The 24,559-nt window shown below is 71.9% G+C and carries 20 protein-coding genes; 11 read left to right on the forward strand and 9 right to left on the reverse strand.

What is annotated here, in order from left to right:
• Positions 1-87: 87 nt before the first annotated feature.
• Together A3CQ_RS0112925 and A3CQ_RS0112930 are read right to left on the reverse strand one after the other, a co-directional pair.
• Entirely contained in the window at positions 88-1,440 is a 1,353-nt protein-coding gene (locus A3CQ_RS0112925; protein WP_084699036.1) for an outer membrane protein assembly factor BamB family protein, read from the reverse strand.
• Between the two features lie 77 nt (positions 1,441-1,517).
• Positions 1,518-4,259, reverse strand: a complete 2,742-nt coding sequence (locus A3CQ_RS0112930) for an AfsR/SARP family transcriptional regulator (protein ID WP_020511358.1) — start codon at positions 4,257-4,259, stop codon at positions 1,518-1,520.
• Between the two features lie 74 nt (positions 4,260-4,333).
• Here A3CQ_RS0112930 and A3CQ_RS0112935 point away from each other — a divergent pair, with 74 nt between their 5' ends.
• Positions 4,334-4,936, forward strand: a complete 603-nt coding sequence (locus A3CQ_RS0112935; protein ID WP_026205639.1) for an SAM-dependent methyltransferase — start codon at positions 4,334-4,336, stop codon at positions 4,934-4,936.
• Here the strand turns inward: A3CQ_RS0112935 and A3CQ_RS0112940 are convergent.
• The gene (locus tag A3CQ_RS0112940) at positions 4,888-5,853 is read right to left on the reverse strand and encodes a GlxA family transcriptional regulator (protein WP_020511360.1); all 966 of its coding nucleotides are present in this window, start codon (positions 5,851-5,853) and stop codon (positions 4,888-4,890) included. The genes A3CQ_RS0112935 and A3CQ_RS0112940 overlap by 49 nt on opposite strands.
• 86 nt (positions 5,854-5,939) lie before the next feature.
• Between A3CQ_RS0112940 and A3CQ_RS0112945 the strand changes: the two genes are divergently transcribed.
• From A3CQ_RS0112945 to A3CQ_RS0112970, 6 genes are all read left to right on the forward strand, one after another.
• Positions 5,940-6,428, forward strand: a complete 489-nt coding sequence (locus tag A3CQ_RS0112945; protein WP_020511361.1) for a hypothetical protein — start codon at positions 5,940-5,942, stop codon at positions 6,426-6,428.
• A 2-nt stretch (positions 6,429-6,430) separates the two neighbouring features.
• Entirely contained in the window at positions 6,431-6,676 is a 246-nt protein-coding gene (locus A3CQ_RS0112950; RefSeq protein ID WP_020511362.1) for a hypothetical protein, read from the forward strand.
• 88 nt (positions 6,677-6,764) lie between these two features.
• Positions 6,765-7,718 (forward strand): sugar ABC transporter substrate-binding protein, encoded by a 954-nt coding sequence (locus A3CQ_RS0112955; protein ID WP_026205640.1) that lies wholly within the window; start codon positions 6,765-6,767, stop codon positions 7,716-7,718.
• A gap of 17 nt (positions 7,719-7,735) precedes the next feature.
• Positions 7,736-10,057: an FdhF/YdeP family oxidoreductase gene (locus A3CQ_RS0112960; protein ID WP_020511364.1), complete on the forward strand. Its 2,322-nt coding sequence runs from the start codon at positions 7,736-7,738 to the stop codon at positions 10,055-10,057.
• A 27-nt stretch (positions 10,058-10,084) separates the two neighbouring features.
• Positions 10,085-12,274 (forward strand): putative bifunctional diguanylate cyclase/phosphodiesterase, encoded by a 2,190-nt coding sequence (locus A3CQ_RS0112965; protein WP_020511365.1) that lies wholly within the window; start codon positions 10,085-10,087, stop codon positions 12,272-12,274.
• 18 nt (positions 12,275-12,292) lie between these two features.
• Entirely contained in the window at positions 12,293-15,439 is a 3,147-nt protein-coding gene (locus A3CQ_RS0112970; RefSeq protein ID WP_020511366.1) for an NACHT domain-containing protein, read from the forward strand.
• Here the strand turns inward: A3CQ_RS0112970 and A3CQ_RS0112975 are convergent.
• On the reverse strand, positions 15,434-16,150 hold the full coding sequence (locus A3CQ_RS0112975) for a TetR/AcrR family transcriptional regulator (protein ID WP_020511367.1): 717 nt from the start codon (positions 16,148-16,150) through the stop codon (positions 15,434-15,436). The genes A3CQ_RS0112970 and A3CQ_RS0112975 overlap by 6 nt on opposite strands.
• A gap of 26 nt (positions 16,151-16,176) precedes the next feature.
• Between A3CQ_RS0112975 and A3CQ_RS0112980 the strand changes: the two genes are divergently transcribed.
• Positions 16,177-17,016, forward strand: a complete 840-nt coding sequence (locus tag A3CQ_RS0112980) for an alpha/beta fold hydrolase (RefSeq protein ID WP_020511368.1) — start codon at positions 16,177-16,179, stop codon at positions 17,014-17,016.
• Here A3CQ_RS0112980 and A3CQ_RS0112985 read toward each other — a convergent pair.
• From A3CQ_RS0112985 to A3CQ_RS57310, 5 genes are all read right to left on the reverse strand, one after another.
• Positions 17,013-17,618 carry an HD domain-containing protein gene (locus A3CQ_RS0112985; RefSeq protein ID WP_020511369.1) on the reverse strand — a complete coding sequence of 202 codons (606 nt, stop codon included), beginning with the start codon at positions 17,616-17,618 and terminating at the stop codon, positions 17,013-17,015. The genes A3CQ_RS0112980 and A3CQ_RS0112985 overlap by 4 nt on opposite strands.
• A gap of 144 nt (positions 17,619-17,762) precedes the next feature.
• Positions 17,763-18,602 (reverse strand): rhamnogalacturonan acetylesterase, encoded by an 840-nt coding sequence (locus tag A3CQ_RS0112990; protein ID WP_026205641.1) that lies wholly within the window; start codon positions 18,600-18,602, stop codon positions 17,763-17,765.
• 68 nt (positions 18,603-18,670) lie between these two features.
• Positions 18,671-19,075, reverse strand: coding sequence for an ester cyclase (locus A3CQ_RS52635; RefSeq protein WP_020511371.1), 405 nt, complete (start codon positions 19,073-19,075; stop codon positions 18,671-18,673).
• Between the two features lie 47 nt (positions 19,076-19,122).
• The gene (locus tag A3CQ_RS0113000; RefSeq protein WP_084699039.1) at positions 19,123-19,608 is read right to left on the reverse strand and encodes a DUF305 domain-containing protein; all 486 of its coding nucleotides are present in this window, start codon (positions 19,606-19,608) and stop codon (positions 19,123-19,125) included.
• Between the two features lie 52 nt (positions 19,609-19,660).
• A complete protein-coding gene (locus tag A3CQ_RS57310) occupies positions 19,661-20,485 on the reverse strand; it encodes a hypothetical protein (RefSeq protein ID WP_020511373.1) in 825 nt (274 codons plus the stop codon).
• A 478-nt stretch (positions 20,486-20,963) separates the two neighbouring features.
• Between A3CQ_RS57310 and A3CQ_RS0113010 the strand changes: the two genes are divergently transcribed.
• The 3 genes from A3CQ_RS0113010 to A3CQ_RS0113020 are packed head-to-tail and all read left to right on the forward strand — an operon-like array spanning position 20,964 to position 24,558.
• The gene (locus A3CQ_RS0113010) at positions 20,964-22,556 is read left to right on the forward strand and encodes a ferric reductase-like transmembrane domain-containing protein (RefSeq protein WP_245577210.1); all 1,593 of its coding nucleotides are present in this window, start codon (positions 20,964-20,966) and stop codon (positions 22,554-22,556) included.
• A complete protein-coding gene (locus A3CQ_RS0113015; protein ID WP_020511374.1) occupies positions 22,553-24,028 on the forward strand; it encodes an NADH-quinone oxidoreductase subunit NuoF family protein in 1,476 nt (491 codons plus the stop codon). The genes A3CQ_RS0113010 and A3CQ_RS0113015 overlap by 4 nt, the downstream gene beginning before the upstream one ends.
• The gene (locus tag A3CQ_RS0113020) at positions 24,025-24,558 is read left to right on the forward strand and encodes a redoxin domain-containing protein (RefSeq protein ID WP_020511375.1); all 534 of its coding nucleotides are present in this window, start codon (positions 24,025-24,027) and stop codon (positions 24,556-24,558) included. The genes A3CQ_RS0113015 and A3CQ_RS0113020 overlap by 4 nt, the downstream gene beginning before the upstream one ends.
• The last annotated feature ends 1 nt before the right edge of the window (position 24,559 follow it).

Below are 24,559 nucleotides of genomic sequence, written 5' to 3' on the forward strand. Positions count from 1 at the left end.
CCCGCCATGATCCCTCGAAAACACGAAGGATGCTTCACATGTGCGATACCTGGGACGGCCGGCCCCGGCCCGGGGCCGGCCTGACCATTATTTCGCCAGATGGTAAACCCACATCGTGGGCTGTCCGCCCACCTCCGGGCCGGCCACGTAGAGCCGGCCGTTCACGATCACCGGGGTGGTCATGAACCCGTTGAACTGCGAGGTGATCGCCGAGAAGATCGGTGAGCAGGTGATGTCGCCGCAGCCGGCCGCGTCGAAGCCGCCGATCTGTCCGACGTTCTGCGTGTAATACACGACCCCGCCGGCCACCGACGGCGACGCGTGCGTGCCCGAGCTGACGCCGAGCCCGCCCAGCCACAGGAAGCCGCAGACCGCCTGGCCGCAGCCGTTGGCGTCGAACGCGTACACGAAGCCGGTCGCGCTGCCGTAGAGGATGCCGTCCGACACGGTCAGGTTCGTGTTGATCGAGTCGAAGTCGGCCGGATGCGCCACCCACAGCGGCGCGCAGTTGAGGTTGTGCGTGGACGCGCACGCGGTGGACGACATCGCGTAGACCGTCCCGGCCTTGCCGTCGGGCGCCTGGAAGTCGACGCTCGAGAAGTAGACCTTGTCGCCGCTGACCGTGGGCCCGGAGTCCTGGATGAGCCCGGAACCGGTGTCCGACCCGGCGACCGGCTGGCTGGCCCAGACCGGCGGGCAGATCTTGAGGCCGCAGCCCGCCGCCCGGAACGCGACGAGCCGCTCCGACGACGTCGCGTAGACCAGGCCGTTGGCGACCGCCGGAGCGCCGTTGCCCGACGTCTTGAGGTTGCCGGCCCACAGCGGTGCGCAGGTCGCCTTGCCGCACCCGTTCGCGGTGAAGGCGAGCAGGCGGCCGTCACTGGCGACGATGTAGACGATGCCGTCGGAGACGGTCGGCGAGGACCCGGTGTTCGGCACCGGGGCGGTCCACACCGGCCTGCAGGTCGCCGCGCCGCAGCCGGCCGCGCGGAACGCGTACAGCGTGCCGAGGTTGTTGTCGGCGTTGCCGGCCGACGCGATGAACACCAGGCCGCCGGCGACCGACGGGGAGGTGTGCGCGCCGTTGCTGAGCTTCGCCGTCCACAGCGGCGAGCAGGCGTCGCTGCCGCACCCGGTGGCCGGCAGCGCCATCAGCAGGCCCGAGTCGGTGCCGAGGTAGGCGACGTTGCCCACGACGGCCGGCGACGAGTCGGAGATGAAGCCGAAGTTCGGGTCGGCCGGCCCGAACGCGACGTACTCGAGCTGGAGCCCGCCGACGGTGCTCCGGGTGATCGTGCGCTCGTCCGGGTTCGCCCCGGTCTTCTGCGCGTTGAAGCCGAACTGTGGCCAGGCCGGCGATGCGGCCTGCGCCACACCGGGCGCGGCCGCGAGTGCCATCGCGAGCGTGCCGGCGATCGCCAGCATGCTTCGTAACTTCATGGTTCCCCCCTTGTCCGATGGACGGGGGCACGATCCCAGGCCGCGCTGGAGCGAGGCTGATGCGCGACTGAAGTGGATCAGCGCAGAGCGTCGAGCTTGTCACGCAGGGTGTCGGCGTCCGGGTGGGACAGCTCGTGCAGGATCGTGAGCGACTCCCGCCACGCGGCCCGGGCCGGCTCGCGCTCGCCCGCGGCCAGGTGCGCGTCGCCGAGGTGGCCGAGCACCTGGGCCTCGCCGTACCGGTCGGCGCCCTGCCGGAACAGCCGCAGCGCCTCCTCGAGGTCGGTGATCGCCTGCCGGTGCAGGCCGAGGTGGTGGTGGACCAGGCCGAGGCTGTCCAGCGACTCGGCCTGGCCGTCCTCGTCGCCGATCGCCCGGTGCTCGGCCAGCGCCCGCAGGCAGTGCGAAGCGGCCTCGGCGTAGGAGCCGAGCCGGGCCAGGCACCAGCCGATCGCGTTGGTCGCGGCCGCCTGCCCGCGCCGGTCGCCGAGCTCCAGGTGCAGGTCGAACGCCATCCGCGCGTGCCGCAGCGCCTCCTCGTACCGGCCCTGCTGGTCGAAGAGCACGGTGAGGCTGTAGACGATGCGCGCCTCCCCGGACCGGTCGGCCAGCTCCCGGTAGCGCTCGAGCGCGAGCCGCAGGTGCCGCTCGGCCTCGTCGCCGCGGCCGAGCCGGCGTCCGGCCACGGCGGCCCGCCGGTGGATGCGGGCCTGGGCGTCACGATCCCCGATCCGGTACGCGGCGGCCAGCGCGCTCGCCATCGTCGCGTCCAGGTCGTGCCAGCGCCCCAGCCGGTCCTGGAAGTCCCAGAGGATGAGGGCGAGCCGCCACACGTACGCGTCGAAGCCCTCCTCGGCGGCCCGGTCGATCGCCGCGACCAGGGCCGGGTACTCGGCGCCGAGCCAGCGCAGCGCGTCGGCCCGGTCGGAGAGCGCCGCCATGGTCACCCCGTCCCGGGGCTCGTCCAGCGCTATCGGGTCGGACGGCTCGTGCACGAGGCCGGCCGCCCGGTGTGCGCTGTGCATGTAGTGGTCGAGCAGCCGGAGCTGGGCGGCTTCGAGCTCTTGATCTGCGCCGGCGAGCTCCGCCGCGTACGCCCGCAGCAGGTCGTGCGCCGAGAACCGCCCGGCGGTCTTCTCGGTGAGCAGATGCGCCCGGGCGAGCTGAGCGAGCAGCGGACGGATGTGCGCGAGCGGCACCCCGGCCAGGCTGGCCGCCGCGCTCGCCGTCACGTCCGGCCCGGGGTGCAGCCCGAGCAGCCGGAACAGCCGCGCCGCCGCCGGGTCGAGCCGCTGGTACGACCAGGAGAAGACGGCCCGCAGGTCGGTGCCGCTGTCGTCGCCGGAGAGCGCGTCCAGCGGCCCGGCCGCGTCACGCAGCTCACCGGCGAGCTTGGACAGCGGCAGCTCCGGGTACGCGGCGGCCCGCGCGCAGGCGATCGCGAGCGCGAGCGGCAGCCGGGCACAGCGCTCGACGATCTCCTCGGCCGCCTCCGGCTCGGCCGCGCACCGCCCCCGCCCGATCCGCGCGGTGATCAGGTCGCGAGCCTCGGCGGGGGAGAGGACGTCGAGCGTCACCGGCCGGGCGCCCTCGATGGCCAGCAGCGGCGTGAGCCGGTCGCGGCTGGTCACCAGCACGAGGCAGCCGGGCGAGCCGGGCAGCAGCGGCCGCACCTGGTCGACGTCGCGCGCGTTGTCGAGCAGCACCAGCACCCGCTTGCCGGCGAGCAGGCTGCGGTAGAGGCCGGCCCGCGCGGGCAGGCCGTCCGGAATGCGCTCGGCGGGGGTGCCGAGCGCGGTGAGGAAGCCGCGCAGCGCGTCGATCGGGTCGAGCACCGAGCCGCCCGGGTCGAAACCGCGCAGGTCGCAGTAGAGCTGCCCGTCGGGGAAGCGGTCGGCCGCCCGGTGCGCCCAGCGCACGGTGAGCGCGGTCTTGCCGACGCCGGCGGTGCCGGAGACCGCCGCGATCGCCACCGACGGCCCGGACTCGTCGAGCAGGCGGTCGAGCGCGGCCATCTCCCGGGCGCGGCCGGTGAAGGCGGAGACGGCCAGCGGCAACTGGCCCGGCACCTCGACCGGGGCGGGCGGGGCCGGCAGCTCGAGCGACGGGTCCTGCCGCAGGATCGCCGACTCGAGGTCGCGTACGGCCGGGCCGGGGTCGATGCCGAGGTCCTCGCGCAGGGTGTCGCGCAGCCTCCGGTACGCGTCGAGCGCGTCGGCCTGCCGGCCGGCCCGGTACAGCGCCAGCATGAGCCGACCGGCGACCTCTTCGTCGAGCGGGTACTGCCGGCTCAGCTCGGTCAGCTCACCCAGCAGCGCGGCGTGCTCGCCCAGCTCGAGCCGGACGTCGACGAGCTGCCGGCGGGCGCGCAGCTGCAGCTGCTCGAGGCGCTGCGCCTCGCGCTCGAAGCCGGGCAGGTCGGCCAGGGGAGGGCCGCGCCACAGCGCCACGGCCGCGCGCAGCAGGCTCGCCCGGCGTACCGGCTCGGCGCACTGCTCGGCCTGCCCGATCAGGCGCTCGGCGGCGGCCACGTCGGTCGGCTCGGCGCCCAGGTCGAGCAGGTACCCGGGAGGCCGGGCGAGGATCGCGTCGCGGCCGCCGAGCAGCCGGCGCAGGTAGGAGACGTGGCTCTGCAGAGTGTTCGCCGCCGTGGGCGGGGCGGCGTCGCCCCACACCAGGTCGGCCAGGCGGTCGGTGCTGACGACGTGCCCCGGCGCCAGGGCGAGCGCCGCGAGGACCGCCTGCCGGCGGGTGCCGGCGACCGAACGCGCAGCGCCATCCACGGTGACATCGACCGGCCCCAGAAGCCTGACCCGCACGTCGGGTCACGCTAGCGATGGTGGGTGCCGTGCTGAACAGCGGAGTCCGGGACCCGACTGGCAGAATTCGGGCGGTGACACGCGTGCAGGGCGATCCGTCGCCGCCGGACCGGTCGGTCTCGCTCGACCACTTCATCGGGATGTATGAGGCGAAAGCCGACCCCTGGGACAATGCCACCAAGTGGTCCGACCAGCGGAAATACGCGGTGACCATGGCGAGCCTGCTGCGTTCGCACTACGGCCGGGCCTACGAGCCGGGCTGTGCGGTCGGGCATCTGACCCGGCTGCTCGCACCGCGCTGTGATGAGTTGCTGGCGGTCGACGCAGTGCCCGACGCGGTGCGCCAGGCTTCTGCCGCCGTCAGTGAGTTTCCGCACGTCACGGTGGCGCGGGCGATTCTGCCGGCCGACCTGCCGGACGGCACGTTCGACCTGATCGTGATCGGCGACCTGCTCTACTACCTGTCCGGTGACGATCTTGATGAACTGCTGGCGGGCCTGCTCGCACGGCTGGCCCCGGACGGCGAGCTCGTCGCGGTGCATTACCGCGACCGGAGCGGCGCCGTCTGGGACGGTGCTCACGTGCACGACGCCCTGGCCGCCCTCCGCGGGCTGGAAAGGTTGGTCCATCACGACGACGAATGGTTCGTCCTGGACGTCCTGAAGCTGCGCCGGTAGTGGTGCGGGCTGGTCCCGACGATCCGCTTGAAGCGGTCGCGAAACGCCGTCGGTGATCCGAATCCGACGGAATCGCCGATGCGATCGACCGGCTCCTCGGTGTTCTCCAGCAGGTGCTGGGCGCGGCGGACCCGGGCGCGGTGCAGCCACTGCAGCGGGGTGGTGCCGGTCTGCTCGCGGAAATGCCGGTTGAGCGTGCGGGTGCTCAGGCCGGCGCGCGCCGCGATCGCGTCCAGGGACAGGTCGCGGTCGCAGCTCTCCTCGAGCCAGGTGAGCAGGGGTTCCATGGTGGAGCCGCGCGGGGCCGGTGGGCGCTCGGGGACGATGAACTGGGCCTGGCCGCCCTCGCGCTCCAGCGGCATCACGGACAGGCGGGCGGCGTCGGCGGCCGCGGCCGAGCCGTGGTCCCGCCGGATGATGTGCAGGCACAGGTCGAGTCCGGCCGCCGCGCCGGCCGAGGTGAGGAACTGTCCCTCGTCGACGTACAGGACGGCCGGATCGAGCTCGACCCGCGGGAACATGCGGGCGAAGGTCTCGGCGCCGGCCCAGTGCGTGGTCGCGCGCCGGCCGTCGAGCAATCCGGTCGCCGCGAGCACGAACGCGCCGGAACAGACGGACGCGATCCGGGTGCCGCGCGTCGCGGCCGCACGCAGACCATTCAAAACATTTTCCCGTACGCGGTGAGCGGGCTCCCGGCATCCGGGCAGCATGATCGTGTCCGCCTCGGCGAGGGCCTCGAGACCGTGATCGACCCGCAGCGTGAACCGGCCGGCGTCGACCTCCGGGGTGGGGGCGCAGACGAGTACGTCATAGGCGGGGACGTCGCCGGCGAGCCGGACCCGCTCGAAGACCTCGATGGGGGTGGCCAGGTCGAAGGGGATGACCCCGTCCAGCGCGAGCACGACGATCCGATGCATGCCGGCACGATACTGGCGAGAATCCGTTGACCTGTGGCATTCGAGCCGCTTCCGCGCCGGGGATCGCCCCCATACGGTCTCTTCTCGTGACAAAACTCCTGCTTTCGCTGCATGTGCTCGCCGCGATCGTGGCGATCGGCCCGGTCACCGTGGCCGCGAGCATGTTCCCGGCCGCGGTGCGCCGCGGTGACCGTGACGCCATGCGCGTCCTGCATCGGATCTGCCGGGTGTACGCCCTGATCGGGCTGGCGGTGCCGGTGTTCGGGCTGGCCACGGCGGGGTCGCTCGGCGTGCTCGGGGACGCGTGGCTGATCGTGTCGATCGTGCTGACGGTTGTCGCGGCGGCCGTGCTCGGGCTCGGGGTGCTGCCGGGTCAGGCCGCGGCGCTTGCCAGCGGCCCGGCCCTGTCCGGCGGCGGCCCGGCGTTGTCCGGCGGCGGCCCGGCGCTGTCCGGCGGCGGTGGTTCGGCGGCCGCGCCCGCGCGCCTCGGGATGGTCGCGGGCGTGTTCAACCTGCTCTGGGCGGTCGTCGTGGTGCTGATGATCGTCCGGCCCGGCTCGACGACGGGAGCCTGAGGGTGCTTCTGCTTCGGGTCGCCGCCCGGGTCGAGTTCGCCTCGCTGCTCGTGCTCCTGGCCAACCTCGCCACCGTCCACATCGCAGCGATCGCCACTCTGGCCGGGCCGCTGCACGGCTGCGCGTATCTCTTGGTGATCGGGGCGACCGTGGCCGCTACGCCGCGTGGCCGTCCGCGGTTGCTCTCCGTGGTGCCGGGCGTGGGCGGCCTGCTCGCCGAGAGATCGATGCGGGCCGTGCAGGCTTAGCGTGCGTCTCGTGCGGTGCTGCGAAAATCACGTGGTTGTTACGTTCTTGCGCACTTGTGATCTCCGTGTCCACGATCAGGGGCATCCCGTGTCAGGACGTGCAACCCGCGCCGCGGGCGCGGCCATGGCGATAACCATCGGTGTCACCCTTTCCGGCTGCGGCGACAGCGACGCGATCACGCCGGCGACGAAGCGCACCATCACGCTCGGTTTCGTCAACGGCGGCAACACCGAGTTCCACACCTGCCTGCAGCGCTCGGTCGAGGGGGAGGCCACCAAGCGCGGCGTCAAGGTGGTCAGCGCGAACTCGAAGCAGGACCCGCAGACCGAGCTCTCCAACATCGACAGCCTGATCGGTCAGGGGGTCACGGCGCTGATCGTGCAGACCGTGAACACCGACGCGCTCAAGGCCGACATCGCGCGGGCCCGCGCCGCGAAGATCCCGATCTTCCTGACCTCGGTGGCGCCCGCCGACACCTCGGCGATCCTCGGCGCCGTCGCGGTCAACCTCAACGAGGTGGGCCTGCTCGACGCGAGCTGGATGAGCAACGACGCCGTCGGTGCGCCCGCCACCACCGGGATCATCGCGGGTGCGCCCGGCGCCGCCTCCGACCTGCTGGTCAAGGGCTTCACCGACAACCTGCCGAAGAACATCAGGGTGGTCGCCGGCGCGCCCGGCATGTTCAACCGGGCCAAGGCCAAGGCCGTCGCCGCCAAAATGATCAAAGAACACCCCACCATGACGTACGCCTTCGTCGCCAACGAGGACATGGCGGCCGGCGCGGCCGAAGCGTTCACGGCCGCTCACAAGGACGTCAAAATCGCCACGGTCAACGGCACCGACGCCGGACTGGCCGCGATCAAGGCCGGCCAGATCGATGCTACGGTCGCCAACCCGGCCTCGAAACTGGGCCAGAAGGCCGTCGAGAACACACTCAGCTTGCTCAACAAGGAACCCATCACCAAGATCGATTATGTTCCGATAGAGCTGATCACCAAGACCGAGCTGGCCCAGGCCCCCGAGTACTGCCTGAACGAGTAACCCCCGCAGGAGCGCCGATGACGACCACCCCCGAACAGCCCCTGTCACCCGCCTCGGAGCCGGTGGTCGACGCCGAGGAGGCACGGCTGCGGGTGGGGTCGCCGGCCGATCACGCGGCCGGGCTCAAGGCGGTCACGGTGAGCATGGCCCGGGCGCTGCGCCAGATGGGACCGGTCAAGACCGCCCGGAACCTGCTCACGCTCAACCAGGTCGACGGTTTCGACTGCATGAGCTGCGCCTGGCCCGATCCGCAGGGCCACCGCCACACCGCCGAGTTCTGCGAGAACGGCGCGAAGGCGGTCTCCTGGGAGGGCGCGCGCGAGACGATCGGACCGGACTTCTTCGCGGCGCATTCGATCAGCGACCTGGCCGGGCGTACCGACCACTGGCTCGAGAAGCAGGGACGCCTGACCCACCCGATGGTCCGCCGCGCGGGCAGCGACCACTACGAGCCGATCTCCTGGGACGACGCCTTCGCCGTGATCGGATCGCATCTGAACGATCTGACCAGTCCCGATCAGGCCGTCTTCTACACCTCCGGCCGCGCCAGCAACGAGGCGGCGTTCGTCTACCAGCTGCTGGCCCGCGCGTACGGCACCAACAACCTGCCGGACTGCTCGAACATGTGCCACGAATCGACCGGCGTCGGCCTGGCCAGCACGATCGGCATCGGCAAGGGCTCGGTCTCGCTGGAGGACCTGCACCTCGCCGACCTCATCGTGGTCTCCGGCCAGAACCCGGGCACCAACCACCCCCGCATGCTCACCGCCCTCGAGATCGCCAAGCGCAACGGCGCCCGCATCCTCGCGATCAACCCGCTCCCCGAGGCCGGCCTGCTCCGCTTCGACAACCCCCAGAAACCACGCGGCCTGGCCGGTCACGGCACCCCTCTCGCCGACAAGCTGCTGCGCATCCGCTCCAACGGCGACCTCGCTCTCTGGCAGGCCATCGCCCAGCTGCTGCTGGCCGCCGACGACAGCGCGCCCGGCGTCGTCGATCGCGCCTTCGTCGAGGCGTACACAAGCGGATTTGATTTGTGGAAAGAGCACATCCGAGAGCTCGACCGCGACGCCGTGCTGCGTGCCACCGGTCTGCCCTGGGCGGAGATCGAGGAGGCGGCGGCGATGCTGACGTCCTCGGAGCGCATCGTGCACTGCTGGGCGATGGGGATCACCCAGCATCACAATGCGGTCGCCACGATCCGGGAGTTCGTCAACGTCGCCCTGCTCCAGGGCATGATCGGCAAGCCGGGAGCGGGGCTGTGCCCGGTGCGCGGGCACTCGAACGTGCAGGGCGACCGCTCGATGGGGATCTGGGAGAAGCCGCCCGCGGTCTTTCTCGACCGCCTGCGCGACGAGTTCGGCTTCGAGCCGCCGCGCCACCACGGCTACGACGCCGTGGACACGGTTCGCGCGCTGCGGGACGGCAAGGCCAAGGTCTTCATCGGCCTCGGCGGCAACTTCGTGGCCGCGATGTCCGACACCTCGGTCACGGCGGCGGCCATGCGCAACGCGACCCTCACCGTTCAGATCTCGACCAAACTCAATCGCAGTCATATCGACGCCGGCCGGACCGCTCTGATCCTGCCGACACTCGGTCGCACCGAGCGCGACCTCACCGGCGGCATCGAGCAGCGGGTCACAGTCGAGGACTCGATGTCGGCCGTGCACGCCTCCCGGGGCCGCTCCCAACCGGCCGGGCCGCTGCTGCGATCCGAGGTCGACATCGTCTGCGGCATCGCGTCGGCCGCCCTCAGGACCGGCCCGCAGATCCCCTGGCCCGACTTTTCCGCCGACTACGACGCCATCCGGGAGCGGATCGGCCGCGTCGTCCCGGGCTGCGACGGGTACGCCGAGAAGGTTCGCACCGGCGGCTTCACCATGCCGCACGGCCCGCGTGACTCGCGTACGTTCCCGACCCCGTCCGGCCGCGCCGTCTTCACGGTCAGCCCGCTCGAGGTGCTGACCGTCCCGCCCGGCCGGCTCGTGCTGCAGACGCTGCGCAGCCACGACCAGTTCAACACCACCATCTACGGCCTCGACGACCGGTACCGCGGCATCAGGTCGGGGCGCCGCGTGCTGTTCATCAGCGCCGAGGACCTGGCCGAGCTCGGCTTCGCCGACGGCGACCACGTCGACCTGACCTCCGAGTGGGCCGATGGCGTCACGCGTCGCGCCGACCGGTTCCGGCTGGTGACCTACCCGACACCGAAGGGCTGCGTGGCCGCGTACTACCCGGAGACGAATCCGCTGGTCCCGCTCGACTCGCAGGCCGCCGAAAGCGGCACGCCCACGTCGAAATGGGTAGTGGTGCGGCTCTCACCCGCAACTACCTCATAACCGGCCCGCGCCGGTCGACAGTGGTACGTGAGCAGGAATCGGTTCTGGCGGTGGTGGCTCGGCGGTGGCCTGGTCGCCATCCTCGCCTACGTAATGGTGCCGTCCGGCTCCCTCGCCGCCACCCTCGGCTACAACGCGATCGGCCTGATCTCGAGTCTCGCGATCCTGGCCGGGGTGCGTCTGCACCGGCCCGCGCGACCCGCCATGTGGTACTGGTTCGCCGCCGGGCAGCTGGTCTCCGTGCTCGGCGACCTGGTCTACGAGTTCTACGACCTCGTCCTGCACCAGGAGCCGTACCCCTCCGTCGCCGACGTCTTCTACCTCTCCTCGTACCCGCTGATGGTCGTGGGGTTGATGTTGCTCGTGCGCCGGCGCGGCGGCCGCGGCGCCACCGGGCTCCTCGAGGCCGCGATCATCGCCACCGGTCTCGGGCTGGCGTTCTGGGTCTTCGTCCTGCACCCGGTCGCCGCCGAGTCGGTCACCTCGACGCTCGAGCGCTGGATCGGCACCACCTACCCGTCCGCCGACGTGTTGCTGCTGGCCATGCTCGCCCGGTTGTTCACCGGCGCCGGCGGCAGCACGGTCAGCACCCGGCTGATCGGCGCCGCCGCGCTGCTCGTGCTCGCCGCCGACACGGCCTTCTCGCTGGTCTCGCTCTACGCGAACGCGGACGTCCCGGCGATCAACGTGGGCTTCCTGCTGTCGTACCTCGGCTGGGGCGCGGCGGCGCTGCACCCGTCGATGACGGCGCCCGAGTCCCGCGCCAAGGCCGGCGACGGTGCGCGGCCGGCCCGCCTGGTCGTCTTCGGTATCGCCACGATGGTGGCCCCGGCGCTGCTGCTCCTGCCGTGGGTCGGCGGCGATGCCATCGACCGGCACACCCTCGCGGTCGGATCCGTCCTGATGTTCCTGCTGGTCACCGTGCGGATTTCGTTCTTCATGCGCACGATGCGCCGGCTAGCCATGTCCGACGACCTCACCGGGCTGGCCAACCGCCGCCGCCTCGAGCTGGCGGTGACCGGCGCGCCGGCGACGTTCTGCCCCCAGATCGCCCTGCTCGGCCTCAACGGCTTCAAGAGCGTCAACGACGAGCTCGGCCGGCCCGCCGGAGACCAGGTCCTCGCCGCTCTGGCCGCCCGGCTCGCGGCCACCGTCCCGTCCGGCGCGCTGGTCGCCCGCACCGGCGGCGACGAGTTCGCCGTGCTGCTGAGCGATGCCGGCGCCGACGAGGCCAGGGAACTGGCCCACGCCCTCGCCGATGCGCTCCGGCAGCCGATCACCGCGGACGGCCGTGACCTGCTCATCGGGGTCAGCATCGGGCTCGCCGGCGGCGCCGGGCTCGGCCCGGTGGAGCTGCTGCGCCAGGCCGAGGCGGCGATGCACGCGGCGAAGCTGGCCGACGGGTCGGTGTGCCGGTGGACCCCGGCCCTCGACGAGCGGTCCACCGCGTACGCCCGGATCGGCGCCGAACTGCGCACCGCGCTGGACACCGGCCAGTTCCGCATGGTCTATCAGCCGATCGTCGAGCTCCCTTCCGGCCGGACCCGGGCGGTTGAGGCGCTGGTGCGCTGGGAGCACCCCGCGCGTGGCGTGGTCAGCCCCGCGGAGTTCATACCTGTCGCCGAGCAAAATGGTCTGATTGTCGAACTGGGCGCCTGGATCCTGGAGACGGCGTGCGCCCGGCTGGCCGCGTGGCGGCGGGAGCTGGGCGACGCCGCGCCGGCCCGGGTCAGCGTCAACGTCTCGGCCAAGCAACTGGCCCGGCCCGGCTTCGCCGCCCTGGTGGCGCGGGTCCTGGCCGATACCGGTCTGCCCGCCTCCTGCCTGGTCGTGGAGGTGACCGAGACGGCCGTCTTCGAGGGCGGCCCGGCCGTGACCACGCTGCACGAGCTGCGCGCCCTGGGCGCGTGGATCGCTCTCGACGACTTCGGCACCGGGCACTCGTCGCTCGGGCTACTGCAGACCGTCCCGGTGAACACGATCAAGGTCGACAAGTCGTTCGTCGACAACATCACCTCGGCCGGGCGGCAGACGGTCATCGCCGAGGCGCTGATCCGGCTTGCCGACGGGCTCGGCCTGGCCGCCGTCGCCGAAGGGGTCGAGACGGCCGAGCAGGCGGACGCCCTTTATCGCCTGGGCTACCGCTACCTGCAGGGATACCACTACGGGCGGCCGGCCGCCGAGCTCGACTTCGGGAGGATGCCCGCGGTGGCGTAGGTCGGCGAGGATGGTGCGATGCCGAAAGGACTGTCCTATGCCGACGCCGTCAGGATTCTCGGCGGGAAAGGTCCGCTTGCCAAGGCGATCGACAACCTGCTCGGCGGGGCGCTCTCCGTGGCCACGCTCGGCGGCAGCTCCGCGGCTCTGGGCTTCTTCGACGCCAAATCCGAGATGGTGCGGCTGAGCGGTCTTCTCACCGCTTCCCTCAATGATTCCGTACGCGGTTTGGGGCGCTACGACCGCAGCCAGCGGCTGCTGGCCGCGCATTGCATGCTGGCGGTCGCCGCCTTCTTCGAGGCGCTCGACGAGTGCCTCGCCGCCGCGTCGCTGTCCTCCTCCGCGCCGGGCTCCTCCTCGCCGCCCTCCTCCTCGCCGGACCCCTCCTCTCTGTCCCGCGAGGAGCAGGTCACGCAAGTCGGCGGCCCGCCCGGCGAAGGCCTGGTGTATCGGCTGCTCACCGCGAAGATCCCGATGCCGTCCGCGGACCGACCATATGCCGGTTTGCTCGACGACCTGGCCGATTGGTATTTCCACCAGGCCAATCGCGTGTTCGTGTCCGACGCTCGCCTCCTTACGGTGCTGCACGATCGATTGCCGAGACGAGCGGTCGAGCGGTACGACGAGTCCCGCCGCCGGCTCGCCGAGGAGATCCCCGAGTTCGCGATCTGGGCCGGCCACCTGGAGGACCGGGCCGCCGCGCGCGGCCTCGAACGCCTCGAGGCGGTCCTCGTGCGGGCCACCTCCGGCCGCGACCCCGGCGTGCATCGGGCCGCCCTCTCCCGGGCATATCGCGCCGAACTGGACCGGCCGGTGCTCGGCGGCGAGGCCGGCGACCTCGCACTGCCCACGCTCGGCGAGGCCTACGTGGATCCCCGGTTCCGGGTGAAGGCGGCCGGCCCCGGCGCCCGCCCGTCCGCCGAGCACTGGTGGGACACCGACGTCCGCGCCGACTTCCCCACCTTCCTCGCCGCCTACCTGACCACCGACCAGGCGACCGAGGCCCCGATGTTGCTTCTCGGCCAGCCCGGCGCCGGGAAGTCGTCGCTGACCCGCATCCTCGCGGCCCGCCTCCCGGCCAGCGACTTCCTCGTGGCCCGCGTGCCGCTGCGCGAGGTCGCCGCGGAGGCCGGCATCCAGGACCAGGTCGAGCAGGCGCTGCGCGCCGCGATCGGCGAGACGGTCGCCTGGGCCGCGCTGACCCGCGACGCCGGCGACGCGCTGCCGGTGATCCTGCTCGACGGCTTCGACGAGCTGCTCCAGGCGACCGGCCTGCACCAGTCCGACTACCTGCGGCGCGTCGCCGAGTTCCAGCGGCGCGAGGCCGCGGTGGGCCGCCCGGTCGCCGTGATGGTGACCAGCCGGATCACGATGGCCGACTGGGCGCGGCTGCCCGACGGCGCCCTCGTCGTCCGGCTCGAGCCCTTCGACGACGAGCAGATCGCCCGCTGGGCCGAGGTGTGGAACGACGCCAACCGCGCCCGGTTCGCGGCGGCGGGCCGGGAACCGCTCGACCTCGAGGTGCTGGTCCGCTTCCGCGATCTGGCCGGACAGCCGCTGCTGCTGCTCATGCTCGCCCTCTACGACGCCGCCGGGAACGCCCTGCGCGACGACGCGGCCTCGCTCGACACCGGCCAGCTCTACGAGCGTCTGCTGTCCCGGTTCGCGGCCCGCGAGATCGAGCGTGTCTACTCAGGACGGCCGGACGGCGATGTGGCCGAACTGGTCGAGGAGGAACTCGTCCGGCTCTCGGCGGTCGCATTCGCCCTGTTCAACCGCAACCGGCTCTGGGTCAGCGAGCGCGAGCTCGACGACGACCTGGCCGGGCTCGACCTGACCCCGTCGCGGGTCGCCGCCGGCGACAGCTTCCGCAGCCCGCTCACCGCGGCGCAGGAGACGGTCGGCCGGTTCTTCTTCATCCAGCGGGCGCAAGCGCTCCGCGACGACAAAATCCTTCATACGTACGAGTTCCTGCACGCCACGTTCGGGGAGTACCTGGTGGCCCGCCTGCTCGTCCGGTCGCTGCGCGAGGTCGTCGCGCTCGAGGCGGTGGGCGTCCGCGGCCCGCGCCTGCGCCGCCCCCGCGAGGACGACCTGATCCAGGCCCTGCTCGGCTACACCCCGCTGACCGCGCGGAACACGGTGCTCCCGTTCATCCGCGGCCTGATCGCGCCCGACGAACGCCTCGCGATGCGCGCCTCACTGGTCCGCCGCGCGATCCAGGCCGTGAACCGCCCCAGCCACACTCCCGGCCCGTACCGCCCGGTCGAGAAGCGCGTCGACCACTGGATGGCGACCTACTCGTTCAACGTCGTCCTGCTGGTCCTGGCCTGCGGCGGCGAGCTCCGCGCGACCGAGCTGTTCACCGGCGCCGCCGACCCCGCCGACTGGCTGCGGGGGAGCGCCCTGCAATGGCGGGCCGCCATCCCCGGCGGCATGTGGCTGGAGGCCCTGGAATCGCTGACCGTCCGCCGCGAGTGGCACGAGGGCCGCCGCGACCTCGTGATCGGTCTCGGCCGGGCCGGGGTGACCCCGATCGAGCCCGACTGGTCCAACCGGATCGCCCCCGGCACCCCGCCGCCCACGTACCTGACCGCCAACTTCGCCCTCGGCCCTGCACTCAAGTCGATGAATCTGAGCAACAACCTCAGCGACGACGCCCTCCTGCACGCCCTCGAGCCGTTGCTGCGCCGAGCCCCCAGCGCGCTCGGCACGTTCGTCACCGAGGACGACCGCACCGAGTCGATGGCGCACGCCCTGATCCACCTGTGGATGACGTCCACTTCGGACGCCGGCCCGGTCGAGCTCACCCGCGCCTACCAGCGAGCCGCGTCGGTGGCGGAGGCGATCGAGCATCCCGATTCCCGGCTCGGTCTGGGCATCGTGCTGCGCTCGCTGCTCGCGGACGCCCACCGCCTCCGCCCGTCCGACGTGATCGCGATCCTCGGCAAGCTGGCGGCGCACATCGAAGCGCCGGACGTGCCGCCCGTCCTGGAGTACCTGCTCACCACGGCGAACACCCCGGACCGGATTCAGCGGCTCGAACGTCTCCTCCTCCACTACCCCGACCTCGACGAGCTCTCGAGAACGGAGAGCCTGCGCCTCCTGCTGGGCCCGTCCGTGGACACCTCCGCTCCGGAAGCGGGCAACTCAAGCCCTTCATAGAGCGGAGGCCAGCAGCCGTACGGCCGCCACGAGGCCGGCTCGGGGCGCGTCCTGCCACACTGTGGTCACCGGTGGCAGGGCGGTGGCGAGCGGATACCGTTCCGGCAGATCGGGGAGCAGCTCGCGGGTCGCCTCGGCCCGCTCCCGCCAGGCCGCCGCGCCGTCCGACCCGAGTCGTCGATAGGCCGCCGCCGTCTCGGCACAGGCGCGCACCGTCGCGTACAGCATGGTGATGGTGGGTGAAAGCGCGCCGGACGGCGCCGCCCAGCGCGACAAAACGCTCAGCAGGCGTTCCAGCCAGTCGCGCTCGTTGGGGCCCTGCCCCGAATCGGCCCAGGAGAGCTCGGCCAGCCACGGGTGCGCGAGGTGCACCTCGAAGAACGCGGTCGCCCAGGCCTCGAGGTCGTCCGCGAGGCTCGTGCCTGGATCGTTCCCGTCGGGTGGCGCGCAGGCGTGGTCCTGCATCAGCGCGAGCAGCTGCTCCTTGCCGCCCACGTAGGGATAGAGCGCCATCGCGGTCTTGCCGAAGCGCGCCGCGACCGCCCGGGTCGAGACCGCGGCCAGCCCATCGGCGTCGGCGATCGCGACCGCCGCGTCGAGGATCTCGTCGAGGCCGAGCTGCTGCCGAGGCCCGCGCCGGGGTGTGGGCAGCGTCGTCCCGCGGTGCCGCCACAGCCGGCGAACCTGGTCTTTTTCGGTCGAGGAAGACATAGTCCTTACAGCGTATAGTGTTTTGCATGCCAACCGCACGACTGCACGACGGATCATCCATCGACGTCACGGTGCTGGGCGACGGCGACCACCCCGCCGTCCTGCTGCCGGTCAGCACGCGCGTTCTCGAGGGCCCGGCGGCCGACGAGATCCGCGCCTGGGGCGGCGACCCCAACGCCGGCCACACTCTCGCCACCGCCCTGGCGGCGGGCGGCCACCGAGTGATCGCAGCCGATCTGGAAGCTCACCTGACCGATCACCCCCAGCCACACACGCTCAATGCGACCACCCTCGCCGCGGACCTGCTGGCCGTGGCCGACGCGGCCGGTCAGGAGAGGTTCGCCTACTACGGCTATTCGTGGCTGGCCCTGGCCGGGTTGCAGCTCGCGATCCGCACCGATCGCCTGACCGGTCTGGCCATGGGCGGCTACCCGCCGCTGGGCGGGCCGTATGGCGCGATGCTCGCCGTGACCCGGGTGGCCCACCGCATGGCCCTCGACCCGCCGGCACCCAAGGGCGAGCCGACCCCCGGGGATTGGGAGAGCGTCCCGTTCACCCGCACGCCGGACCAGACGCAGCAGTACGTCACCCTCTACGAGTCGCTCCGGGATTTCGACGAGCGGGCCGCGCTCGCCCGGCTGCGGGTGCCGCGCCTGGCCTTCGCCGGCGACAAGGACACGATCGCGTACGGCCCGCAGTGGGACGACCTGGCAGTGGACATGGCCGGCCCGCTGCGAACCCACCGCGCCGAGCTGGAATCCCTCGGCTGGACGGTCGAGCTCCTGCCTGGCGCCGACCACATGACCGCCATGCAGGCCGACCGCGTACTTCCGCTGCTGGGCTCGTGGCTGCGAGCGTCACGTTAGGGGAGTCGGCGAATGGGGTGCCGGTGGGCGGCCGCCAACTGTGCGAGGTCGGGTTCGCCGTAGTCGGCCACCATCGCGGCGAAGATGGCGGCCTTGTCCTCGCCGAACTTGCGGACATCGTCGAGGTAGGTGGCGGCGGTGACGAACGTCGGCGGGGTCGTCTTGCTGTGGAACTTGTCCGCGTACATGACGAGGCGCTCCTCGCCGGTGAGCGCGACGTAGTCGCCGGGCGGCAGGGGGAGTCCCTGCTGCTCGATGTCCTTGCGGGTGATGCCGACGCCGGTGTGGCACGAGCAGAAGCGGCAGATCGGCTCGGGAAGGCCGAGTTCGCGGAGCAGGTCGTGGCCGAGGATCCCGTGGCGCAGGTAGTTCGTGTGGTCGAGCGAGCCGTCGGGCCGGTAGAGGCCGTAGACGCCGATGTCGTGAAGGAGGCATCCGGCCCGCACCAGTGCGGCGTCCAGGCCGAGGTTGTCGCGGGCGAGCAGCTGGGCGGCGATCCCGGCCACGATCTCGCAGTGGGTGAGCACCACGTCGAGGGCGGCCGGGCCGGGCGCGAATCGCTCGTGCAGGGACCGGATCTCGGCATCGCTGGGAATCCGCACGACCCGCCATTCTGCCGGGACCCGCAACGGCGGCGCCAGGAAGGCCGGCGCCGCAAGGAGGCCGGCGCGGCGGGCAGAGCCGGCACAGCGAGGAGCGCCAGCGCGGCGGGCAGGGCCGACGCGGCAGGTGCGGCCGTCCGGGCGTCAGCTTTCGGCGGGCCGGGTTGGTGGCCAGGTCAGCGAGTCGTCGGGGATGGCGGGGTTGTGCAGGGCGACGAAGTCGCGGCCCGGGATCGTGCAGCCGTGCTGGGCCACCAGGCGGGCCACCTCGATCGCGCCGTGCGCCTGGAAATGCGTGTTGTCGGCGACCCCGTCCGGGTAGTTCGGAGACTCGCCGGCGTCCAGCCAGAGGAAATAGTCCTTCGTCGCGTCGGGACCGAGCGACCCCCAGAGCGCGAACGACAGCGCGGTCAGATCGATCAGCGGCGTTCTCGTCGATTCGGCCAGGGCGCGCATGGCGTCGGGGTACTCGCCGTGTGACAGGTAGGGGACGCCGTCCGCGGTGAAGCGCCGCCGCTCCACGGGCGTCACCAGGACCGGATGGGCCCGGCGAGCCCGGGCGCCGTCGAGGTAGAGCCGCAGGTACTCCTGGAACGTTCCGTACGGCGTGGTGCCGCGGGCGGGGTCGTCGGTCTTCTCGTCGTTGTGGCCGAAGGAGACCAGCAGCAGGTCGCCGGCCCGGATCGCGGCGAGGATCAGGTCGAGCCGGCCCAGGTCGGCGAAGCTCTTCGAACTGGCGCCGGACAGCGCCGCGTTGACCACGGCGATCTCGGGCCGCAGGAACACCGGCAGCGCCTGGCCCCAGCCCGCGCGGGGCACGTCCGCCGTCGCGTAGGTCGCGGCCGTCGAATCCCCGGCCACGAAAATGGTCCGGCGAGGTGGGCGGCCGCCGGCATGCGTCGCCGAGGACCAGCCCATCCCGTACGCGCCGGCGACCGCACCGCCGACAGCGGCACGCAGCAACATTCTCCGATCGAGCGCCATGCCGCCATTCAATCAACACTCATCGATGTAGGCAAGCGCTTTCCTGAGAGCGCCGGAGCGCCGGACCGCTACGTGAGCGCCACCCGCCCCCCGAGTTGCTGGGCCACCTCGAGGTCGTTGCCCTCGAACCAGGTCTCCGCGACCCGCCCGTCGTCGAGCCGGTAGATGATGATCCCGGTCTCCTCGACGTGCTGGCCGCGCGGCGGCAGCTCGAGATAGCCCCCCTGATAGGTGGACCGCACGACGTACCGCACCACGAGCCGGTCGCCGCTGGCGATCACGTCCTCGAGGCTGGGCCGCTGGTCGGCGAAGGCGGTCGGATACCAGTGCAGCCAGTCGATGAAGGTGGTCCGGTCCCCGATCCCGCCGGGCCCGTGATACATGAAGTCTTCCGTCGTCAGCTCGGCAAATCGCTCCTCGTCCCCCGTTCGGCACATCTCGAACCACGCCTGCGCGATCTCCCAAGAACGCATGCATGACGTTCTATGCCAAATGCCATGCGGGGGCAAGCCGGACTGGATCAGCCGAGATAGCTCCGCAACTGCGCGATCTCCTCGGTGCGGGACTCGATGACCTGCCGGGCGAAGGCCAGCGCCGCCGGGTTGGTCCCTCCGGCCTGCTCCTCCTGCGCCAGCTTGATCGCCTCCTCCTGGTGCGCGATCAGCGTCCGGACCGGATCGCCGGCGACCGGAGCGGGCGAGGCCGGCGGCGGGGCCGGCGCCGACCATTCGCGCAACCAGCCGGTCATCCGTACGACCTCGTCCTGCTGGGTGGCGATGATCGCCGAGGCCAGCGTGCGGCCCTCCGGTTGCGCCGCGAGAGCGGAAGCGACCGCCGAGGCGAGAGTGATCCCCTGCTGGTGATGCGGGATGAGAGCCCGGACGAAGGCGATGTCGGCCTCCGTGTGCCGAGCGGAGGCGGGGCCGGCCGAGGTGACGGGGGAGGGCGAGCCCGAGCACCCGGCAAGGAGCAGCAAGCCAGCGAGAACAATCAATGCCCGGCGCATGGGCTCAAGGTAGCCCCCGCGCCGGGCATCGGTAAACAGTCTTAACTGAAATTTATCGGCGGCGGCGACGGTCCTGCGGCATCGAGTAGAAGCCGGTGGGCAGCGTCTGCGTCTGCGCCTGCCAGGCCGGATCCGCCTTGCGGTTGCGGCTGCGGATCCGCAGCAGCAGCGCCACGCCCAGGAAGACCAGCACCGCCCCGATGATCAGGCCCGGCCCCAGCACGCTCGGGGTGCCACCGGTCGGGACGAGCGCGGCCGACGTCGACGACCGCTGGGCGATCGGCGTCTCGTCGGCGACGGCCTGCTCGGTGGCGTCCCCGGCCGGCGAGGGCGAGGCGGACGCGCTCGCGCTCGGCTTGGCCGCCACCGCGGTGACCACCCGGCTGCTCGCGTCGGCCGAGCTCAGCACCCGCCCGCCGTCCAGCGCCCGGGCCTCGAAGGTGACCCGGCCGTTGTCGGGCCCGACGAACGAGATGTCCCAGCGGCCGGTGACCGTCTGGTTACGGCAGAGCTGACCGGGGTCGGGCGCGACGTCCGTGATGCGGGCCTCGTCGGCGCCGAGCTGGGCGCGTACGCGAAAAGTTTGTCCGTTTTCTATGCGGTTGACCCTGATTTGATCGAGGCTAACCCCGTCGGTCCGGATGACCAGCGCCCAGTGTACCTTGAAGCAGCGCCGCTCGCGGTCGGTGGAGGCGACGGCGGTGAGAGTGCGCGCTTCCTTACCGATGGTGAACGTGGCGGGCGTCTGGCCCATCGCCACCTGGAAACCGTCGACGTCGGCCGAGGCCGGCGCCGTGGATGTGGCCAGGGCAACGGCCACAGAGGCGGCGACCAGTCCCAGCGCGGTGGTGACCCGTGCCGATACCCGGTGTCGCATGAACGATCATCTCCTCGGTGCACGTACATGAGTGCGCGTACAGACGAACAGGCGCGCACGTGCGCACTGGATGGTTCGTGCCGTGACGGTGAAAGGTTCATCCGGTGCGCCGGGACACTCTACGACGGACCTTATTTTTTGCTTAGTTGCCGGTTACCGGCCGGTATCCGCCCAGCTCATCGGCGGTGCCGGCCGCGACTGTGGAAACTAGCCGACAAATTCGGGCCGAGACGTTCATCCGAACCAGGGCGCCACACGTAGATGGGGGAGGGCAAGGACCGGGAGACCGGCGACCGGCCCGCAGAACGTGAAGCACGGGGCATCCCCCACGGATGCCGGCGTCCCGACGCCCACCGGGACGTGACCCGCTGCGGAGAACGAGGAGTCAATGGCCCGGACAGGTAACAACCAGCGATCCGCCAATCGTGTTGCTGTCGACGTCGGTGCTACCGGTACGAAGCCGGCGTCGAAGGGCGCCGTGCTGATCCTGGTCGTCAGCGTGCTCGCCGCCGTCTGGGCGGTGGCCATGATGACGGCGCCCGGCAGGGTCGGCTACGTGTACTTCTACATGTACGCCGAGTTCTACATGGGCGTGATCACGCTCGTGGCGTTGTCGATCACCATCATGGTCGGCCTGGTCTCCACCGACCGGCTCGTCCTGTCGATCCGGCAACGGGTGCTGCTGCAGTCCACCCACCGCACCACCGGCCTGATCGCGGTGACCGCCCTCTTCATCCACGTCTGGACGAAGATCGCGGAGTCGCACATCACGGTGATCGACATCTTCGTCCCGTTCCTGAGCCAGGGGAACCGCCTGTACGTCGGCTTCGGCACGCTCTCCGGCTGGATCATGATCCTGGTGATGTGGACCGGCATCGCCCGGTCGCGGTTCATCGGGCGCGGCCGGCCCTGGATGTGGCGGGCGATCCACGCCATCTCGTACCTGATGTGGCCGATCGCCCTGGTCCACGGCCTCGCCGCCGGCCGGCCCGCGAAGGCGTGGGTCATCGTCAGCTACATCCTGTGCATCCTGGCGGTGCTGGTCGGCCTGGCCGTACGCCTGTCGGTGAGCCTCAACCGCAACAAGGACTTCTCGTCGTCCGCCGGCGCCGGCACGATGCGGCCGGCCGGGAACATGGTGCCCACCACGTCCCCGGCCCTGAAGAAGCCGCGCCGCCGCGAGCCCGAACCCGAGCCCCAGGTCCTCGGCCCGGTAGCGGTGGTCGACACGTTCCAGCCGTCGGCCCCGCCGATGCCGGTGGCCGAACGGGCGGAACTGGTCGCGCCGGCCGGACCGCCACGCCAGCGTCGCGGCGGCTTCGAGGACGAGATCGAGTACGACGAGCCGGCCGCGCGCGGCCGCCGCTATCCCGGCGAGGACACCTCGACCCGGATGCGCCGCCCCGACCTCGAGGACACGTCGACGCGGATGCGCCGACCGGACTTCGAGGACACGTCCACCCGGATGCGGCGCCCCGACTTCGAGGACACCGGCACCCGGATGCGCCGATCGGAGATGGAGGACACGTCGACCCGGATGCGCCGGGTCGAGATGGACGACACCAGCACCCGGATGCGCCGCGTCGAGGTCGACGACTTCGACGAGCCCGGCCCCCGCTCCCGGCGCCGAGCCGCCCCGGAGCCGATGCCGATGTACGACGACGCCCCGCGTGGGCGCCGCCGGGCCGAGCCCGACTACGACGACGTGCCCCGCCAGCGCGGCGGCCGGTACGACGACGACGGTCGCGGCGACGACCGCCGGAGCGCCCGCTACGAGCCCCGCTACGGCGGGGAGGCGGAGGAGGCGCCCCGGGCCCGGCGCGACCGGGGCGCCGACCTCGACCGCGCCGACTCGGGACGGCACAGCCGCAGCGGGTTCGTCGACCTCGCCGACGAGGACGACGACACCCCGACACTGGTCGACATGGCCTCGCGCCGGGCGCGGCGGCAGCAGCAGGAACCCGTACGCGGGCAGGCCGGCCGGGGGGCCCGCCGTGGTGGCCGCGGACGGGAGGACGACGACGTCGCTGACGACCAGTACTGGTCGCAGCTGCGAGGGGAAGCGAATTGAGCACCGCCCAGGTTCCGCCGGTCACCGCGATCGGCGTTCCGCGGATCACCGCGGGCATGGATGAGTACGGCCGCCTCGACCTCCTGGCCCACCAGGAGGTCCACGGCGGGTTCGCCGCGCTGTCCTCCGGCGAGCTGATCGGGCTCGCCGACCGGATCGAGCTGCGTGGCCGCGGCGGCGCGGGTTTCCCGTTCGCCCGCAAGGTCCGCGCGGTGCTCGACTCCTGCCGCCGGCAGGACCTGCCCCCGGTGATCGTGGTGAACGGCACCGAGGGCGAGCCGGCGTCCTGGAAGGACAAGGCGGTCCTCACCCGGGCGCCGCACCTGATCCTCGACGGCGCCGCGCTCGCGGCCGCCGCGCTGGACGCCGAGGAGATCGTCATCGGCATCGCCGACGACGGCATCGGCCAGAGCTCGATCACCGCGGCGCTGGCCGAGCGGCGGATGCCCTGCCCGACCCGGATCGTGACGGTCCCGCACCGGTTCATCTCCGGCGAGGGTGGCGCGCTGGTGCGCGGCATCAACGGCGAGGCCCACATCCCGCCCGGCCGTAAGGTGCGCTCCAGCGACAACGGCGTGATGGGCCTGCCGACGCTGCTGTCCAACGCGGAGACGTTCTCGCAACTGGCGATCGCGGCGCGGCTCGGGCCGTGGGAGTACAACGCGGTCGGCATCTCCGAGGAGCCGGGCACCGTGATGCTGACCGTCGGCGGGTCGGCCACCAACCCCGCCGTCGTCGAGGCGCCCAGCGGCACCCCGCTCCTGGACGTGCTCAACATGTGCGGCGCCGACATCGGCCCCGGCCTGCTGGTCGGCGGCTACCACGGCAAGTGGATCACCGCCGAGGCCGCGAAGACCGTCACGATCTCCCGTAAGGGCTTCGCGAAGGTCGGCGGCACGCTCGGCGCCGGCATGCTCATCCCGATCGGCTCCAACACCTGCCCGCTCGGCGAGGTCTCCCAGGTCGTGCAGTACCTCGCGGGCGAGTCGGCCGGCCAGTGCGGCCCGTGCCGGCTGGGCCTGCCCGACCTGGCCCGGGCGGTCACCCTGGTGTCGCTCGGCGGCAACGCGGTGGAGAACGTGCGCCAGGCGGCCGGTGTGGTCAAGGGCCGCGGCGCGTGCAGCCACCCCGACGGCACGGCCCGGTTCGCGCTCTCCGCGCTGGAGGTGTTCGCCAGGGACGTGGACGCGCACACCAACGGCGAGGGTTGCGGCAAGGCGGTGCGGGGCATCCTGCCGCTGCCGTACACGGCGGAGACCGGAGCGCGCAAACTCGCTCTGGACTGGTCGCGGTGCGACGGGCACGGTCTCTGCTCGGCGGTCGCCCCCGAGATCATCCGGCTCGACGCCAACGGCTTCCCGGCGTTCCCGCAGACGCCGCTGCCGCCGTGGCTGGAGATGGGCGCCCGCAAGGCGGTCAACGTGTGCCCGGCGCTGGCGCTGCGGCTCGACGACGCGCAGGCGACCCTGTGAGACGGATCCTGCCGGTGTTTCTCGCCGCCACGCTGGCCGGTTGCGCGGCGCCGGTGGTGACCCCGGCCTCAGCGCCGATCACGCCGGCGTCCCTCCCGGCCGTCGCGGCGGCCACGGCCGGCGCGATTCCGGACACGCTGCGTTTCACCGGCAGGACGCTCGACGGCGCCGCCTTCGACGCCACCGCGATGGCGGGCAAGCCGACCATTCTGTGGTTCTGGGCGCCGTGGTGCGCGACCTGCGCGAGCGAGGCGCAGAGCATCAGCGACATCGCCAAGGAGTATCAGGGCCGGCTCAGCATCCTCGGCATCGCGGGCCTCGGCGACAACAAGGCCATGCACGCGTTCGTGTCGGACCTCAACGTCGGCAACGTCCCGCACCTCGACGACCAGGCCGGCGCCATCTGGAAACGCTTCAAGATCAAACAGCAGAGCACGTACGTCTTCCTCGACCGCACCGGCAAGGTCGTCCGCACCGGCTACCTGGACGACCTGCAGCTGACCGCCGAGGTCAAATCGCTGGTGGCGTGAC

Source organism: Paractinoplanes globisporus DSM 43857, from assembly GCF_000379645.1.
Taxonomy (GTDB): domain Bacteria; phylum Actinomycetota; class Actinomycetes; order Mycobacteriales; family Micromonosporaceae; genus Actinoplanes; species Actinoplanes globisporus.

Coding starts and splice junctions, on each gene's coding strand:
- A3CQ_RS0112925 (WP_084699036.1), bottom strand. CDS start 1,440: ATGAAGTTACGAAGCATGCTGGCGATCGCCGGCACGCTCGCGATGGCA.
- A3CQ_RS0112940 (WP_020511360.1), bottom strand. CDS start 5,853: ATGCATCGGATCGTCGTGCTCGCGCTGGACGGGGTCATCCCCTTCGAC.
- A3CQ_RS0112960 (WP_020511364.1), top strand. CDS start 7,736: ATGACGACCACCCCCGAACAGCCCCTGTCACCCGCCTCGGAGCCGGTG.
- A3CQ_RS0112970 (WP_020511366.1), top strand. CDS start 12,293: ATGCCGAAAGGACTGTCCTATGCCGACGCCGTCAGGATTCTCGGCGGG.
- A3CQ_RS0112975 (WP_020511367.1), bottom strand. CDS start 16,150: ATGTCTTCCTCGACCGAAAAAGACCAGGTTCGCCGGCTGTGGCGGCAC.
- A3CQ_RS0112980 (WP_020511368.1), top strand. CDS start 16,177: ATGCCAACCGCACGACTGCACGACGGATCATCCATCGACGTCACGGTG.
- A3CQ_RS0112990 (WP_026205641.1), bottom strand. CDS start 18,602: ATGGCGCTCGATCGGAGAATGTTGCTGCGTGCCGCTGTCGGCGGTGCG.
- A3CQ_RS52635 (WP_020511371.1), bottom strand. CDS start 19,075: ATGCGTTCTTGGGAGATCGCGCAGGCGTGGTTCGAGATGTGCCGAACG.
- A3CQ_RS0113000 (WP_084699039.1), bottom strand. CDS start 19,608: ATGCGCCGGGCATTGATTGTTCTCGCTGGCTTGCTGCTCCTTGCCGGG.
- A3CQ_RS57310 (WP_020511373.1), bottom strand. CDS start 20,485: ATGCGACACCGGGTATCGGCACGGGTCACCACCGCGCTGGGACTGGTC.